Annotated in this window: 15 protein-coding genes; 8 read left to right on the top strand and 7 right to left on the bottom strand. The window is 50.0% G+C overall.

Features of this window, described 5'->3' with window-relative positions:
* Window positions 1-124: 124 nt before the first annotated feature.
* The 3 genes from ACXAGR_RS07760 to ACXAGR_RS07750 form a co-directional block, all read right to left on the bottom strand.
* Window positions 125-1,036: a LysR family transcriptional regulator gene (locus ACXAGR_RS07760; protein ID WP_474849147.1), complete on the bottom strand. Its 912-nt coding sequence runs from the start codon at window positions 1,034-1,036 to the stop codon at window positions 125-127.
* 142 nt (window positions 1,037-1,178) lie between these two features.
* The gene (locus ACXAGR_RS07755; RefSeq protein ID WP_119499678.1) at window positions 1,179-2,024 is read right to left on the bottom strand and encodes a class III extradiol dioxygenase family protein; all 846 of its coding nucleotides are present in this window, start codon (window positions 2,022-2,024) and stop codon (window positions 1,179-1,181) included.
* Entirely contained in the window at window positions 2,017-2,418 is a 402-nt protein-coding gene (locus tag ACXAGR_RS07750; protein ID WP_119499679.1) for a protocatechuate 3,4-dioxygenase, read from the bottom strand. Before ACXAGR_RS07750 ends, ACXAGR_RS07755 begins: the two co-directional genes overlap by 8 nt.
* A 105-nt stretch (window positions 2,419-2,523) precedes the next feature.
* Between ACXAGR_RS07750 and ACXAGR_RS07745 the strand changes: the two genes are divergently transcribed.
* Window positions 2,524-3,411: a helix-turn-helix domain-containing protein gene (locus ACXAGR_RS07745; RefSeq protein WP_474849145.1), complete on the top strand. Its 888-nt coding sequence runs from the start codon at window positions 2,524-2,526 to the stop codon at window positions 3,409-3,411.
* A gap of 6 nt (window positions 3,412-3,417) precedes the next feature.
* Here ACXAGR_RS07745 and ACXAGR_RS07740 read toward each other — a convergent pair whose 3' ends face one another.
* Window positions 3,418-3,846 (bottom strand): organic hydroperoxide resistance protein, encoded by a 429-nt coding sequence (locus tag ACXAGR_RS07740; RefSeq protein ID WP_474849143.1) that lies wholly within the window; start codon window positions 3,844-3,846, stop codon window positions 3,418-3,420.
* A 126-nt stretch (window positions 3,847-3,972) separates the two neighbouring features.
* On the opposite strand from ACXAGR_RS07740, the gene ACXAGR_RS07735 reads away from it, so the two are divergent.
* Window positions 3,973-4,404: a MarR family winged helix-turn-helix transcriptional regulator gene (locus tag ACXAGR_RS07735; RefSeq protein WP_474849141.1), complete on the top strand. Its 432-nt coding sequence runs from the start codon at window positions 3,973-3,975 to the stop codon at window positions 4,402-4,404.
* On the opposite strand, the gene ACXAGR_RS07730 is transcribed toward ACXAGR_RS07735, so the two are convergent.
* Window positions 4,401-6,044, bottom strand: a complete 1,644-nt coding sequence (locus ACXAGR_RS07730; RefSeq protein WP_474843857.1) for a methyl-accepting chemotaxis protein — start codon at window positions 6,042-6,044, stop codon at window positions 4,401-4,403. The genes ACXAGR_RS07735 and ACXAGR_RS07730 overlap by 4 nt on opposite strands.
* Window positions 6,045-6,312: 268 nt before the next feature.
* Here ACXAGR_RS07730 and ACXAGR_RS07725 point away from each other — a divergent pair, with 268 nt between their 5' ends.
* A complete protein-coding gene (locus ACXAGR_RS07725; protein WP_474849139.1) occupies window positions 6,313-7,599 on the top strand; it encodes an alginate export family protein in 1,287 nt (428 codons plus the stop codon).
* Window positions 7,600-7,629: 30 nt separating this feature from the next.
* Here the strand turns inward: ACXAGR_RS07725 and dld are convergent, their stop codons facing one another.
* Window positions 7,630-9,324, bottom strand: a complete 1,695-nt coding sequence (gene dld / locus ACXAGR_RS07720) for a D-lactate dehydrogenase (protein ID WP_474849137.1) — start codon at window positions 9,322-9,324, stop codon at window positions 7,630-7,632.
* Window positions 9,325-9,472: 148 nt separating this feature from the next.
* Between dld and ACXAGR_RS07715 the strand changes: the two genes are divergently transcribed.
* Together ACXAGR_RS07715 and ACXAGR_RS07710 are read left to right on the top strand one after the other, a co-directional pair.
* On the top strand, window positions 9,473-10,132 hold the full coding sequence (locus ACXAGR_RS07715; RefSeq protein WP_474849489.1) for a tRNA-uridine aminocarboxypropyltransferase: 660 nt from the start codon (window positions 9,473-9,475) through the stop codon (window positions 10,130-10,132).
* Between the two features lie 69 nt (window positions 10,133-10,201).
* Complete coding sequence (locus ACXAGR_RS07710) at window positions 10,202-11,314, top strand: hypothetical protein (RefSeq protein WP_303573449.1); 1,113 nt, start codon at window positions 10,202-10,204, stop codon at window positions 11,312-11,314.
* Here ACXAGR_RS07710 and ACXAGR_RS07705 read toward each other — a convergent pair.
* On the bottom strand, window positions 11,303-12,283 hold the full coding sequence (locus ACXAGR_RS07705) for a nucleoside hydrolase (protein ID WP_474843850.1): 981 nt from the start codon (window positions 12,281-12,283) through the stop codon (window positions 11,303-11,305). The two genes, ACXAGR_RS07710 and ACXAGR_RS07705, sit on opposite strands and share 12 nt — an antisense overlap.
* A gap of 182 nt (window positions 12,284-12,465) precedes the next feature.
* Between ACXAGR_RS07705 and ACXAGR_RS07700 the strand changes: the two genes are divergently transcribed.
* Genes ACXAGR_RS07700 through ACXAGR_RS07690 form a run of 3 tightly spaced genes read left to right on the top strand, consistent with a single transcriptional unit; the run spans window position 12,466 to window position 15,592 of the window.
* Window positions 12,466-12,666 (top strand): DUF1656 domain-containing protein, encoded by a 201-nt coding sequence (locus tag ACXAGR_RS07700; RefSeq protein ID WP_474849135.1) that lies wholly within the window; start codon window positions 12,466-12,468, stop codon window positions 12,664-12,666.
* Between the two features lie 2 nt (window positions 12,667-12,668).
* Entirely contained in the window at window positions 12,669-13,535 is an 867-nt protein-coding gene (locus ACXAGR_RS07695; RefSeq protein WP_474849134.1) for an efflux RND transporter periplasmic adaptor subunit, read from the top strand.
* 5 nt (window positions 13,536-13,540) lie between these two features.
* Window positions 13,541-15,592: an FUSC family protein gene (locus ACXAGR_RS07690; RefSeq protein WP_474849132.1), complete on the top strand. Its 2,052-nt coding sequence runs from the start codon at window positions 13,541-13,543 to the stop codon at window positions 15,590-15,592.
* The last annotated feature ends 79 nt before the right edge of the window (window positions 15,593-15,671 follow it).

The following is a 15,671-nucleotide window of genomic DNA, read 5'->3' as shown; positions in this document are numbered from 1 at the left end:
CTACAAACAGACAGGATCTGTTTACTCTTCTTTGTTAACTGGAGGTTAACTTGAGGTTAATGTTGCACGCGTGTTGTGATAACTACAATTGATATTAAATTATCAACCTATAACTTATGGGAAATTACGGCTGATTATATCGGGTTCTCAGCGCTTCCAGCAGATAATTCACCGGTTCGAAATCTGTCAGGCTGGTGCGGCACACCATGCCGGACGAGAAAGTTTGATTCAGTGAAATTGCCTCTACAGGAATTAAATCGTACTGTGCAAAGGTTTCTGACACCGCATCCACAGACATAATAATGTGGTCTGTTTGCTGGCCGATACGGGCAAGGCCAAGTAAAGATTCAATCCCGTAGGTGAAGCCGGAAAAAGGAATGCCTTTGCGTTGCAGATTCTCTTTCATGGAAATGTTTATTGCACCTTCCCAGATCCCGAATGCAGACCAGGGATAATCGCAAAGGGACGCTGCGCGTTCGTTCGCGGGCAGCGCATGGATAGGATGTGAGCGGCGGGCGAACAGCATGCTTTCGAGATCTAACAGCGGAATAGCACTGAGTCCGTGAGCCAGCTCACCGGCGGGGATAAAGCCGAAATACATGTCAGAATCACCATTGAGTACTTTGGGAATGGCAACGTCTGCTGATTCAAGCTTAATGCCGATGTTCAAGCCAGGAAACTGGTGATACAGCGAAGGCAGTACATCCGGCAAAATCTCAGACAGCCACACGGGGCCGGCGCTGCCTGTGAGAGGTTTGTAATAGTTCTGCTTAATTTTCTCAATTTCACGGGTGGTTATCTCCGCTTCCTTAAGGATGATATTGGCTTTGGTCCTGAGAATATCTGCGAAGGGAGTGGGGTTTAAACGGCCACCGGTTCTGTCGAATAACTTCACATCCAGCAGCATTTCAAACTGACTCAAACTCTTCGACAGCGCAGGCTGGGACACATTCAGTACCTCCGATGCCGCCCGCAACGAGCCTTTGTCATAAATTGCTACAAACTGGGCAAGATGCCGGGACAACAAGAAGCGCATAGTACACCTGCATTAATATGAGTACGCTTATGTTGCCTCTGGTTGCAGGTAAAAGCCAGCGCGTCTGTTAAGGGCTGAGCATAAAAAACCGGAGGCCTGATGCCTCCGGTTAATTAACTAAAGCAAAACATGCCTGAAGTGATTATTCAGGATGGTTGTCCAGCACCATCACGCCCGCGCCGGTATTGGAAATCGGGGCATGGTAGTGCTTGTGCACCACTTCCACGTCGTGGCGTAATGCGCCGCGCATTACCATCCACATGATGGTTTCAATACCTTCAGAGCCTGAGCGGCGCATGATTTCAGTGTTCGAGAGGTCTGCAAACCACTCAGGATCAGTGGCGATTTTATCCATACACTCTAAATCAAATTCCACATCAATGATGCCTGCGCGCTCACCCTGTAGCTGGTGAGACATACCGCCGGTACCCAGAATCACCACGCTGAGATCGTCCGGGAAGCTGGCGATAGCTTTGCCTAAAGCCTGGCCCAGTTTGTAGCAACGGCGGGCAGTCGGTACAGGATGCTGAACGGTATTTACCGCCAGAGGAATGGCCTGAACCGGCCAGATTTCATGGTCGCCGTAAAGCGCGCGGATAGGGTTTACAAAGCCGTGATCGACTTTCATTTCCTGACAGGTACAAATGTCGAATTCCTGCTCTACCAGTGATTCCGCCAGATGCCATGAGAAAGGTGCGTTACCCGTGAAAGGTGCGACAGGCTTCAGGCCCCAGCCCTCGTCGGCATTGAAGTACTGATCAGCACAGCCCAGCGCGAACGTGGGTACTTTGTCGAGGAAGAAATTCAGGCCGTGATCGTTGTAAACCACAATCACGATGTCGGGCTTCTTCTCTTCCAGCCACGCCTTGGCCGGACCGTAGCCGTCAAAGAAGCGTTTCCAGTAAGGCTCCTGCGTTAAATTATTGGATATTGCAGCGCCCACTGCCGGAATATGTGAGCTGGTGATACCGCCTAAAAGCTTAGCCATTCCAGTAGTCTCCTTTTGCCTTAATCAGTTCATCGAGCTTTTCGGCCCGTTTTTGTAAATTCGCGATAAATTCTTCAGTCGTAATGCCCTGAAACGCCGCGCCGGCATCCTGTACTGATGTGCCACGGGGAATCGCCATTTTGGCCATGAAGTAAATGTTTGCACCCATACGCAGCATGCCGAGAAAATCCTGATTCACTACGGCATCTTTATATTTGTCTTTCACACCCATTTTGTCGCAGTAAGCGGCCGGGTCCTGATCAAACTCAAGGCGGTTGGCTTCTTCATTAAAAGAAAACAGTAACTTGTTTAACGCATAGGCCGGGTTGGCTGCGCGTCCGTCGAACACATAAGTGCCCGGAATATCGTCATAATCTTTGGGTTGCCAGCTCATTGTGAAACCTCTGTTAACATTGTTTATTGTATTTTATATAGATTGAATGCATAGTTAATGCATAAAAAAGGTGCTTAATTGTCAATTTTGTAGAAAGTGAAAATTATGTTGAATTCTTTGGACGCGGTGGATTTCTATGGTGATGACGAACAGGTGGAACACAGACACATTCTGTACTGTGAGCCGCTGACCACACGCAGTGAACGCCACGACTGGATGATTCAGCCTCACCGTCACAGGGATTTGCACCAGATTTTTTTCGTCGTCAAAGGGGGCGGGCAAGTTCAGCTGGATGAGCAGCAATTAGCTGTATCCGCGCCGGTATTATTGTCTATTCCTGAAGGCCACATGCACGGTTTTCAGTGGGAACCCGGGTCTGAAGGATTTGTACTGTCAATTGTGTCTGCGGCGATTTCTGAAATCTCACCGGGAGCCTATCAGGCTGCGTTTCAGGAAGGCGCTATTTTGCAGGATATTCCGGCGCAAACCTGCGAAGATTTGCAGCTTATTTGCAAACAACTGAAGCGGGAGGCCGACGGCCACGGGCAATTTGAAGAACAAATGACCATCGCACTTTTAAGGCAGATGGTTGTGCATATTGCCAGGTGTACATCGCAACATGAAGATGTGCCCGGTCAGTATTCCAAGGCGGAAAGAAAGTTTCTGCAGTTTAAAGCGCTGATCGCCCAGTTCGGCACAACGCATCACCAGGTGGGATGGTATGCAGGAAAAATCGGCGTATCAGCGGCGCACTTAAATCAGCTTTGCCAGCAACATGCGTCCGTGAATGCATTGTCGATGATCCACCGGCATTTGCTGGTGGAAGCCAAGCGGCATCTGATGTTCGCCGATTTCAGCATTACCTCAATCGCCTACCGCATTGGCTTTAAAGATCCGGCGCACTTTACCAAATTTTTTACCAAAAAGGCCGGGTTGTCACCGCTGAAATTCAGACAGGAAACCCGTGATAAAGCGTCGCCGGAAACAGCGTAAGCCGTATTATACTACCGTGATGTCCACTTCAATGTTGCCACGGGTAGCATTGGAGTACGGGCACACCTGGTGTGCTTTGTCTGCGATGGATTGCGCAGTAGCTTTATCGAGCTCTCCCAGGTCAACAATCAGCTTCACAGCAATAGCAAAGCCGCCCTCAACCGGGCCAATGCCTACTTCGCCTTTTACTGAAATGTCTTTGCCCAGTTTCACTTTCTCTGCTGCGGCTACATGCTTCAGTGCGCCGATGTAGCAGGCAGCATAACCGGCTGCGAACATTTGCTCAGGGTTCGTCCCTTCACCACCCGCGCCGCCAAGCTCCTTCGGGGTAGTCAGTGTGACAGACAGGTTGCCGTCATCAGAGGTTGCTTTACCTTCGCGGCCGCCGGTTACCGTGGCTTTACCTGTATAAATCACGTTATCTAATTTGTGCATAAAGATCTCCTCAGTGTTGTCGTAATACAATCAAATACTTTGTATGCAAAATAAATTAGCAGAGATCAGGTTTGCAGATCAAGTGTTTTGCATGCAAAATATTTGTATCTTATTCCGGAGGCCGCTATGTCTGAAGCGCTGAAGTTAGAAAACCAGCTTTGTCACCGCTTTTATACTTTGTCGAATGCATTTACCCGTGCGTACCGGCCGCTCTTAGCTGCGCTGGATATCACCTATCCTCAATACGTGGTGATGATGGCTTTGTGGGAACAGGACGATGTGACGATTGCCGGCCTGCTGAACAAAACTCTGATAGACGGCGGTGCCATGTCGTTAATTCTGAAAAAGCTGGAACAGAAGGGCTTGCTCACGATGAAGCAGGATGAAAGAGATAAGCGGGTAAAGAAAGTCTTGCTGACAGAAGCGGGCTGGACGGCGAAGACCACAGCAGAAGCCGTACCTGCACAGATGTTATGTAAATTTCAGGGTATGACCGCTGACGAAGCCCGCCAGCTGGTCACACTCATTGATAAGTTACAGGGCTGTTTTCAGTCCTAAACTTTAAAGCGGTTCACGTTACCGTCGATATTGCGGGATACATCACTGACCCGCTGACTGGCGGCACCGGCCTGTTCAACGGTTGCGATAACCTGCTGACTCAGCGTGTTCAGCGCTGATACGGTTTCATTCAGGTTCATCACTACCTGGCTTTGCTCTTCCGTGGCAGTAGCAATCTGATAGATACGATCGTTGGCACCGGTGACCGACGACGATACTTTATTCAGTTTTTCATTCAGCGACGCTGAAATCTCTACCACTTCCGCCATCTGTGACGAGCCGGACTCAATAGCCGATACAGCCTCAGACACCCCTTTGTTAAGATTCAGCAGCATCTCATTAATGTCTGTGGTGGCCTGTTGGGAACGGTTAGCCAGCGAGCGGACTTCATCAGCAACCACGGCGAAACCGCGACCCTGTTCACCGGCTCGGGCCGCTTCAATTGCCGCGTTCAGTGCCAGCAGGTTGGTTTGTTCAGAAATGCCGCTGATCACATCCAGCAGGGAAGAAATTTGTTGTGTTTCTTTTTCCAGCTTCTGAATCACAGAGCTGGCATGAGTGATCGCCTGCGAGGTTTTGGATACCGTTGCTGCGGAGGTAGAAACGGCTGCCTGGCTATCTGTTGCATCTTCATTGGCAGTGCGGGTATCGCTCAGCGCATCCTGAGTATTGTCGGCAACTTCCTTCAGCGCATAGCTGAGTTCGTTAATTGCGGTAGCAATCTGATCAAGGTTGTCACGTTGCTCGTGGGAAATATGTCTTACATCGTCTGACGATGAGCGCATAGAGGTTTCCGCGTCTTTCAGCGACACAGCGTCAGCTTTAATCAGCTTGATAAGCCGTTGAAGGTTGTCCATCAACGCATTAAATGCCAGTGCTACACCGGTGATTTCATCGCGGCCATGTGTACTTAACCGCTGAGTCAGATCACCTTCGCCTTTACTGATTGAATCAAGCACATCGCGCAACATATTAATGCGGCGGGTAATAAGTCGCGGACCGATAATAATACTCACCGCACAGGCAACAACGGCCAGCACCACGGCAATGATCAGATACACGGTTTGCTGGTTGCTGGCTGCAAGACTGTCACGGGTGATTTTGTCCGACTGATTTTTCACTGCTTCGCCAATCCGGTCATAGTTGCCCCGCAAGGCTTCAAACAGTGGCATCCCTTGCTGATGATAAATAGCGGCTGCTTCCCCCACGTTGTTCTGGCGGATTAGTGCCATGACCTGTTGATTCAACTGAACCCAGCTATCAAAATCCTGACGGAACTGCTTTGCCTGATTAACCACGTCAGGATAATCCTTCGTGAGTGAAAGCACTTTGGCCATACGGTCGTTAGCCTGCTGAGCATTCTCTTCGTAATCTTCTATCAGGCTTGCTGTGCCACTGATCCCCAGTTCTTCAGCGAGCATCAAGTCCAGCAGCGCAGAGTGCGCCTGATACAAATCGCGGTCTGCGTTCAGTGCCGTACTGATTGATTCTGTGAATGTGGCCGACAGGGTTTCAGTGTTGTGCGCCAGTGAGCGGCTGTTAGATATGCTTATGAAACTGACTACCAGAATAAGCAGAGCAACAAAGCTGAGTGGCACTGCCAGCTTTTGACGAACGGTCATATTTTCGAAGTTGAGCATAACGCCTTCTTTATGTGGTGATTGGCAATGTACAGTTGACAAAGTGTTTTTTCTGATCTCAATTATAAGGTATAGCACCAAACTGTATTAGCATTTCACATTATACTTTATGGTAATCATAAAAATTGTAGTCATACTTTGTATGATTTCAAATACCTAATCTCTCCAAAAGGTGTAGGGCATCTCAGTTTCTCACCATCTATACTTCTCGCATCATAGTTCAGGTTCTAACATCTGACCCGGTTTAGATTGCAAAAGGATTAATACTTTGGCCATACGTAAATTTATTCGTCCGGCGCTTATCGCAGCGTTGGGTACTTTACTTGCTCCTCAGGCTCTTGCTCAGGATGTTGAATTTGATTTCAGCGGTTCCTGGAGAATGCGCTATGAAACGTTGAAAAACCCGATTTTTCCGGCCACAGAAGCCCAGCGTACTCAATCCAACGACCGTATTTCTTCACGGGTATTATTAAAAGGTGAGGCCAATTACGGTAACTGGAATGCCACCGTGGAAATTCAGGATTCACGGGCATTTTTAGACGATAACGATCCGACGCTGAAATCGTCTCAGGTTAACACCCTTGAACCGCTGCAGTACTTTATCCGCTACAAAGATTTCAACGAGTATGTAAAAGCCATCACCGTTGGCCGTATGGCCGTCGACCATGGCAGTCGCCGTTTGATGGCGAAAGGTGTGTATCGTAATGCCATCAATGCCTTCGACGGTGTGATGGTTGATACCGTCGTCAAAGACTGGGATATCCGCGGATTCTATTTTCTGCCCGTAAGCCGCTTTCCTACTCAATCCCAACTGGTAGAAGATAATAAGCGTGCATTTGATAAGAGCTTCAGTGAGCGTAAGTACTTTGGTCTGTATGCCGTGTCTCCGGATGAGAAATGGAAGATTCAGAATGTCTGGTTCAAAGAAAGTGACTCTGAAGAATTGGCGACGAAGAACCGCGACCTATACACCTTGTCTGTGGATTACTCAGAAAGCTTTGCCGGTGACTGGAAAAGCAACATTGAAGTGATCGGTCAAACGGGTACGGCAAGAGCGTCTTCATCAGCCAGCGACATTACCGATCTGGATGTGAATGCATGGATGGTGCACGCCCATTTAGGTCAGCAAGTCACAAAGAGCACCTTTTTACGGGCGGAAATTGACTTTGCTACCGGCGACAATGACAGCGCGGACGATGAGATTAACGCCTTTGATGGCCTCTATGGCGTGCGACGTTTTGACTTCGGCCCAACGGATGTGTATCAGGGCTTTCAGCGCAGCAACATTATTGCGCCGGGGTTACGCAGCGTAACCAAAATCGGTGGTGTGCATAACATCATGGTGGGTTATAAAGCCCTGTGGTATCACAAAGTAGAGCAGGGCGAAGAGGACTTCATGGGTAACCAGTTAGAAGTCAGATGGCGTTATCAGGTCATGCCGGAACTGCGTCTTGAGTTTGGCGGTGCCTACCTGATGAAAGGTGATGCCCTTGAGCAGGGTGATTACCCTGATGACTCACAGTTTGCCTACACCGCATTTCTGTATAAGTTCTGAAGCTCCGAAACATAAGTTAACTGTGCATGTTTAACAACATGCACAGTTGCGTTTCGTTTTCTCCATCTGACCGATGCCGGGATTGAACGTATTGGTCGGATCCAGTGAGCGGTAGAAGGCTTTCAGGGTATCTTCTGCATCATATAGATGGCCCACGTTGTGTTCTGCCGGGTATTTGGCTCCGCGGTTATCGAGCAGGGCCAGCATCTCTGCTTTTACCTGCTTTGCCTCAGTACCTTTTTTAAGAATGTAGTCCTGATGGAATACATGACAGAAAAAGTGTCCGTAATAGAGTTTCTTCTCAATTTTTGCGTCAAGCTCTGGCGGTAAGGTTTCTACCCAGTCCATGTCGTTGCGGCGCAGCGCAATATCCAGCGCGAGGATGTCGCCCACCTCTTTTTCGTGCAGTAACTGATAGCGCAGTGCAGCGCCTGCTGCGGCAAACCGGTGCAGGAATGCGGCAGACGCTTCGTCTTGTGAACAGACCATAAAGTTACCGCCATGTTCAGCGGCAAAAAATGATGTCAGAAAAGCTTCTGCTTCTTCAATGCCCTCGTCACTCATCTTCAGAATGAGGTGATGCTCATACTGGTTCCGGTACTGCATCAGACTGTCTGGCAGATGATTGGGAAACAGCCTGGCGGCAGATTGCATAATGCGGTCTGAAAGAAACGAAGGCAGCCAGGACCGCTTGTTCAGCAGCGCATCAATGCGGCCCTTTGCTGCAAACATTTTAGGCAGCCTGCCGGTACCCACGTGCTTAACAGCCAGAAAGGTGTCTTTTCCGTAGTCTTTAGCGACATCGAAAATATCACGGTGCATGTACTCTGCGACTTCCGGTAAGTGGGTAAACTCTGCCAGCATGTGCCGGCGCAACTTCGCCAGAAGCGCCGGGTCATTCACGCCAATATAAAAGGTTTGCTCTCTTTCGGGTTTGGCAAAGGTATCGAGCCTTACTGCAAATACCGCGAGCTTACCGGCGCAACCACTTGCTTCAAAAAGTTTGCCCGGGTCCGCGTTGTAGCGGGCGGGGGTTGAGGCATCCACATCCCGAATGATGTCTGTGTAATCGTGCGCGCTGGCAAACTTACTGTTATCCGGACTGTTTTTATCGAATGTGCCGTTTTCCAGGTTTGTCAGGATCTCTTCAGGCTCTGACCCCAATTCAATGCCGAGGTGATTAACCAATTGCAGTCCGCCATGCTCATTAACCTGTGCATACAAGGCATATTGGGTGTAGGCAGGGCCGCGTTTAATCAGCGCGCCGCCGGAGTTGTTTGCTACACCGCCCACAATGGATGCGCCCAGACAGGATGAACCGATAACGGAATGGGGACTGCGTGAAAGAGGTTTTAACTGATCTTCAAGCTTGTGCAGCGTGGCGCCCGGGAAACTGATGACTTGTTTGCCATCTTCAAGCATGATGAGATCATCCATGGCCAGAGTATTTATCACCACGATTTCCCTGTCGTAATCATCGCCGGACGGGGTAGAGCCTTCCGTCAGTCCGGTTTTTGCAGCCTGCATAATAATGATGCAGTTATTGTTTACACACACTTCCAGCACGCGCCAGAGTGCAACCAGAGTTTGCGGAAATACCACGGCCAGTGCTTTACCTTGCCCTGAACGCCAGCCGGAACGATAGTGTTCGGTAGCGGCAGGGTCTGTAGCGATATGTTCGGGGCTCAGCACAGCTTGCAGTTGCACAACAACCGGGTGCGACATGAAATAACTCCTTTTTGAAAAGCAGGCCTGGAAACCTGGTTGAATATATCGCATTTTTACCATGATGGCTTATCGTAACCGGCGCGCTGGTCGGGTAAACTGCGCGCCTTACCTCTTAACAGTGATTTTGGTTTTGCATAATTCAGTTTTGGCACTGCGTATTCAGGAACTGGCTAAATCAACGCGGCCTTTTGTCACGCGGGGTAGTCGCGTAAAACGCTGCGAAGGTTGTCTGCTGCCGGCGGTGCACTGTATTTGCGATGCTGTACCGGAACCTGTGGCTGAAAGCGCCTTTTTGTTTCTGATGTATAAAGGCGAATGCTACAAACCGTCGAATACAGGCCGTTTAATCGCTGATGTGGCTAAGTACAATTATGCCTTTACCTGGTCGCGGACAGAACCTCAGCCAGCGTTGCTGGCGCTGTTAAATGACGAACGCTACATGCCGGTCATTATCTTTCCTCATGAGAATGCAGCACCCGAAAGGCGGTTGTATGACGTGCCTGTGCAGGAAGGTAAAACCCCTTTGTTTATCATGCTCGACGGCACGTGGCGTGAAGCCGGCCGCATGTTCCGTAAAAGTGCGTACTTGCAGTCTTTTCCTGTACTGGGCATTCAGCCTGAAGCGCTGTCAGATTATGCCCTCCGCGAAGCCTCTCACGATTTTCAGCTATGCACGGCAGAAGTAGGCATTGAAGTCCTGAAATTGGCGGGTGAACCACTGGCTGCGGCCAGCCTGAATACGTATTTCAGTCATTTCCGGAAAAATTACATCATGGGTAAACCCCATATGAGTAACCGTACGTAGCAAACAAGGATTCGCCACACCGCATTTTTGTGGCAGACTGAAGTTAATGTCGCTGCATGGAAGAAGTTAATGACGCTATATCGCCCGTTGTTCAAGCATATTCGTAATCATTCTGCGCTTTTCAGCGAAATGTCGCAGTATCGTGATCAGGCCGTTCAGGCCCTTGGATTAACCCATTACGCGTTTCACAAAACGCCTAAATTTGTCACAGAAGATGGTCGCAGGCTTACTATTGAGCCGGAACGCAGCATCGTATTGCCCAACGTACATCATCTCAAAGGGGTGAAAACCAAACTGGCAGAGCAGGTGGCCGGGCTCAGCATGGTGACTCACAGTGAAATCGGCTACCGCTATCCTACCGCTGCACTGGCAGGCCTGGATGCGCCTTTTATTAAGCGGATGCGCTCTGAGTATTTTCACCGGGTGGATGAGGATCGCAGTATTTGCCGGCCGGTTAACTTGTCTTATGGCATTAAAAGCCGGGGTAAAGGGGATAACCGCCAGGAATATGAAGTCTGGATGCCCGATGAAGCACCGGAACAAAGTCCGTTACCTTTATTAATTGACCGCTACGGCGAAGACTTACCCGATGATGTGCGGGACTTTGTTGAACAACCATCCCGCGTACATGGCTGGATGGGGGTAAAACGGGCGGCCTTTGAAGCCCTCTACCAGAACAAGGCGGTGTGCGGTGATTTAGTGATTTGCGTGGCACTCAGTGTCGATGCTTACAATATCGGCGCCCGGCCTGATTTATCTTATTCACCGGAAGCGGAAAGCTCCATCGCGGTCAGCAATGCTGAACTGGAATGGGAAATTGAGGGATACTACGCGCCACGGGACTGGAAATTCGATCACGACACAGTGTGGAATGCCATCAACCATACCCTTGAGGCAGTAAACGCGCCGCTGAACGATTTGTACGGTCAGGATGCTATTCCGGTAAATGAAAGTAAGACAGAGCGGATTTTATCCACCTTACAATCCTTAGGTGTAACCACAGAAGAAATTGAGAGCATCAATTTACAGCCCTGGGAGTTCATGCTGACAGAAAGTGAGTCTCGGGTAAAAAATCACGATCCCAGCAGAACGGTAAATCTGCTCGGACGCCTGAACCGTTTGTTCTATCAACCCGACAGACAGCTGCCGTCACTGAACTGGATGCATGATTTAATCAGCTGAAGTCAGCATCCGTTCTACGAACCACTGCTTAAATGCGTCACGGTTGGCCCATTCTAAGGCGACGTTAACCTGCGGGCCACTGTCTGCCGGTACAGTAAATCCGTCTGGGGTGACAGATAAATGCATGGGCTCAGCGGGTAGCCAGCTGTGGTCGGGAAGGGCAAGGTACACAGCAACGGCGTCGTACATTACCGAACTGCGGGTTGCCAGATAATCAGCATTTTCCCAGGTAACGAGGCCCGCCCAGATGGGGTAGTTCTCAAAAATGACCTCAAGCTGTTTATCGGTGCTGTTTTTCAGTTGCTGATATTGTTCACCGTCGAAAATCATATCGCCGCAGGTATCAAGAGGCGTAATGGTGAAACTGTGTAAGGGCGCGTGAAGCACTTTCCGGAAGGCCGGCACATTGTTTTGTACGTTGTACTCGGCAGAAGGCTCATCACCGTATCCTTCATAAATACTGCCATGCATGCCCACAACACGCATTTTTGCAGCCAGTTCCGGCGCACGTTCCAGCACGGCAGCAATATTATGCATGGGGCCGGCAACAATAATGGTAACGGGATCTGAAGACTGCTTAAGCAATTGAATAATTGCACCGGCTCCGTCTTCGATAATGTCACCCTGGTAATCAGACAGTGCGAAGTCAGCTACCCAGGGCTTGTGAAATTCTGCTTTGCCTTCAAAGCGCTCACCCATTCCAACAGGAATATCTGTTCTTCCTGCTTTTGTCAGAAATTTCGCCGCCACCTGCGCCCGGTACCGGGTATCTTCCGATGCCGTGGTTACCAGTTTCAACTCTAATTCCGGACTTTTTAAAATAAGCGACAGCGCTACCATGTCATCGATATCGCTGCCAATGTCGGTGTCAAAAATTACCGGAACAGGCTCTGCGGCGCGGGTCGTATTACTCAGCGCTGCGGTCATTATGAAAAGTACGGTCAACAAGCGTTTTAACACATAAAACATCAAAAGAATCCTTATCTGAAGAGGGGCGAAGCAAAGGCACTCGGATGATATTACAATACGGGCCATATCACCCAAGAAATTAATCCGCTGCAAACCACCGGATAATCACGATAGGCGAATGATCTTTTCTGCTCTACAATTAATAATCAGATTAAGGACATAGCAAATATTCCGGAGTAACAGTGCTTAGCGAACTTTCCCTTGGCGGCATGCTTTTCAGCCCGATGGTGGTGATGATTCCGCTAGCCTTTCTGTTGTCGTTATTAACCCGTTACGGGTTATATGCCACCGGTTTATATCAAAAATTGTGGAAACCACCCTGGTTCGAGGTCGCTCTGTTTATTTGCTACCTCGCGGCGACGGTGAAGATGTTGGCGGATTGAACATGGGAAAAGTACTGAGCATCATTGTGACACTTCTGGTTATCGCCGTCGCTGTCTTCTCCGGACGCTGGGTGTGGGATCATTATCTTTATTCGCCCTGGACACGGGACGGCCGCGTTCAGGCTGATATCATCACTGTTGCACCTGATGTGTCCGGATGGGTAACAGCCATGCCGGTGAAAGATAATCAGAAAGTACAAAAGGGTGATGTGATATTCCGCGTTGATGTTAAACGCTATCAGGCTGCGGTAGACGAGTTAAACGCACAGGTGCACAGTAAACAACTTGCGCTGGATCTCGCGCAGCATGAGTTTACCCGCCGCGAAAAACTCAGAGAGCGAAACAGTATCAGTGCCGAGGAGCTGGAAAGTAGCCGCATCAGTTCAGATATGGCCAAAGCTGCACTGGATGTAGCAAAGGCACAGCTTGCCAGTGCGGAAATCGATCTTGAACGGGCAACCGTGACTGCGCCGGTGAGCGGGCGGGTAGTGAACCTGACCCTCCGGGAAGGAAACTACGTGAATCAGGGCACGCCGGTGCTTTCTGTGGTTGCTGATAATACCCTGTACGTTACCGGTTATTTTGAAGAAACAAAGCTTCCTCTCATTCATAAAGGTCAGAAAGCCACTATTCACCTGATGAGCGGCGGCAAAGCGTTGTCGGGCACAGTATCCAGCATTGGCCACGCTATTGCCGACACCAATACCTCCACAAACAGCCAGTTGCTTCCTGAAGTGCAGCAAACCTTTAACTGGGTGAGACTGGCCCAGCGTGTACCGGTAGACATTAAACTGGATAAGGTGCCGGAAAATACCCGCCTCGTTGCCGGTATGTCAGCGTCGGTCCGGTTAGCCACAGACGGGGAGTAATCTCGTTGCCTGCCTTCCTGGCTGTCTACCTAAGGCCCTCCCGCGCCTCGTTAATATTTGCCCTGAAAGGGGTTATCTCCATGGCGATGGCAATGTACGTGGCCATGTGGATGGACCTGGAGCGGCCTTACTGGGCGCTGGTCTCTGCGGTTTTTCTACAGGTACGTCCGGAAGCCGGCATGGTGCTGGAAAAAACCGTTTGTCAGATCCTGGGGACTCTCATTGGCGGTGCCTTTGCCATGGTGGTACTGCATTATTTTCATGCCTATTCAGGGATTTCCCTGTTTTGCCTGGCGCTGTGGACCTGGCTGAATTCCGGTCTGTCATCACTGGTGCGGCGGGTGAACTTTATTTACTTCTTTGCCATGGCCTGCGTCACACCCTGTATTATTATTCTGCTGACCATGGCTACGCCTTCTGCTGTGAGCAGCCAGAGCATTTTTGATATCGCGCAGTCCCGGATCAGTGAGCTTATCGTTGGGTCGGTGTGCGCCATGCTGGTTTCGCTGATTTTATGGCCCCAGCGGGTAGAGAAGGTGCTGGTTGATCATGCCAAAAACACCATTAACCAGACGATGGCTTATCTGTCGGTAGAATTAGATCCTGACGGTTCACACGATGAGCGGCACAAGCACATCGACGATACCCTACAGTCTTTAACGGCGCTGAGTGATGACTCCAGCGCTGTCGTTTTTGAAGGTCCGGACGGGCCGGGAAAATCCCGTGCGGCCACCGTTATCTGTAATAAAACCTTGTCGTTAATTGCTGTAGTACAAATATTCGGCCGGCTGCAACGGAATAATCCTGAACTGCTGTCAGAGAATATGATGTCGCTGCTCACTCAACTGAGAAACGATGTAGGCCTCATCGGCAGCCTGAAAAGTTTCGACGAATGTTATGAGCTGGCACAGAAGCAAAGGCGCAAATGGAGCAAGCTTTTCCAGTCTGACCAGTTGACCACATTAGAATTCCGTTTGTGCCGTACCGCGCAGGAAATGGTAGCAGATTTAGTGGTCATACTCCGTGCTTACCGGGCACTGGAGCGGGGAGAAAAATCCACCCTTAAAGCCTCAGGCATTAAACCTCACCGCGACTGGCTGGTAGCAGTGACCACAGGCTTTCGCACCTGCCTGGTTTTCAGCACCGGCGCATTTTTATGGGTAGGCACCGGTTCACCGGCAGCCATCATGCTGATGATCTTGCCGGTGATATTTTCTATCATGTTCGCCAGACTCGCGCCCGTGGTGGTTACCAGGGCCATTCGCGGTGTGCTCATCGGAGCCTGCTTTGCTATACCTGTTGCCATTTTCTATGCCCTGAACCTGATAGCCGCCAGTAGCGGTGACTTCGCCATTCTGGTGCTTATTTTATCCGGCCCGCTGTTTTTAGGTTTAATGCTGCTGTCGCACCGCGCGTTTCTGCCCTACGGCATCGGCTTTTGCATTCCGTTTGTGATCCTGGTGCAACCGGCTAACGACATGAGCCGTTCACTTTCGGTGGATTACACCACCAGCAGTGCACTGGCGATCCTCAGCGGCGTGATGATTTTATACTGGATATTTAAGTTATTTGCCGGGCCCGGCGCGAACTGGATCCAGTCACGTTTGCTTTCAGTGACCTATCAGGACTTGCTTAAAATTGGCAGTTCCGGTCATGATGAAGACTGGTTCAATGCACGGATGTGTGACCGGCTTTTGCGGCTCACCAGTTACGAGCAGAATGTCACCTCAGGTTACCGGACACTAACCGATCTGGGCTTGACAGGCCTGAACCTCGGACATGCTTCAATGCGGATCCGGCGTTTAATGAGTGGCTTGAGTGAGCGCTCACTAACTGGCCTTGAGCAGGAATGGCAGCAAGCGCTGGCGGCCTCTTTTCTGGCTGCTTCAAAAGGGGATGATACAGACCGTCTTGCACCGGTCAATAAGCGGATTATCGACACTCTCAAAGCTGAAGGTGCGCCGGAAGAAAATCTGGCTCTCATAGACGGTATCTTCACCCGCCTGCATTATTCTTTCCGCCGCACGGCAACCATGATCAAAGAAGCCAGCGCCTAATTCACATATCACCACCAGGTGCCAGATTAAGTTTCATATATAAATATTTTGGTAAGGCCAAATAGGGTTTTTAATTGTC

Source organism: Alteromonas sp. ABH4_457, assembly GCF_056160625.1.
This window is presented reverse-complemented; position numbering and strand designations above follow the sequence as displayed.

Excerpts from the sequence above, each read along its gene's own strand:
- ACXAGR_RS07735 (WP_474849141.1), top strand. The coding sequence starts at position 3,973 with ATGTCTGAAGCGCTGAAGTTAGAAAACCAGCTTTGTCACCGCTTTTAT.
- ACXAGR_RS07730 (WP_474843857.1), bottom strand. The coding sequence starts at position 6,044 with ATGCTCAACTTCGAAAATATGACCGTTCGTCAAAAGCTGGCAGTGCCA.
- ACXAGR_RS07750 (WP_119499679.1), bottom strand. The coding sequence starts at position 2,418 with ATGAGCTGGCAACCCAAAGATTATGACGATATTCCGGGCACTTATGTG.
- ACXAGR_RS07745 (WP_474849145.1), top strand. The coding sequence starts at position 2,524 with ATGTTGAATTCTTTGGACGCGGTGGATTTCTATGGTGATGACGAACAG.
- ACXAGR_RS07705 (WP_474843850.1), bottom strand. The coding sequence starts at position 12,283 with ATGTTTTATGTGTTAAAACGCTTGTTGACCGTACTTTTCATAATGACC.
- ACXAGR_RS07755 (WP_119499678.1), bottom strand. The coding sequence starts at position 2,024 with ATGGCTAAGCTTTTAGGCGGTATCACCAGCTCACATATTCCGGCAGTG.
- ACXAGR_RS07695 (WP_474849134.1), top strand. The coding sequence starts at position 12,669 with ATGGGAAAAGTACTGAGCATCATTGTGACACTTCTGGTTATCGCCGTC.
- ACXAGR_RS07740 (WP_474849143.1), bottom strand. The coding sequence starts at position 3,846 with ATGCACAAATTAGATAACGTGATTTATACAGGTAAAGCCACGGTAACC.
- dld (WP_474849137.1), bottom strand. The coding sequence starts at position 9,324 with ATGTCGCACCCGGTTGTTGTGCAACTGCAAGCTGTGCTGAGCCCCGAA.
- ACXAGR_RS07760 (WP_474849147.1), bottom strand. The coding sequence starts at position 1,036 with ATGCGCTTCTTGTTGTCCCGGCATCTTGCCCAGTTTGTAGCAATTTAT.
- ACXAGR_RS07710 (WP_303573449.1), top strand. The coding sequence starts at position 10,202 with ATGACGCTATATCGCCCGTTGTTCAAGCATATTCGTAATCATTCTGCG.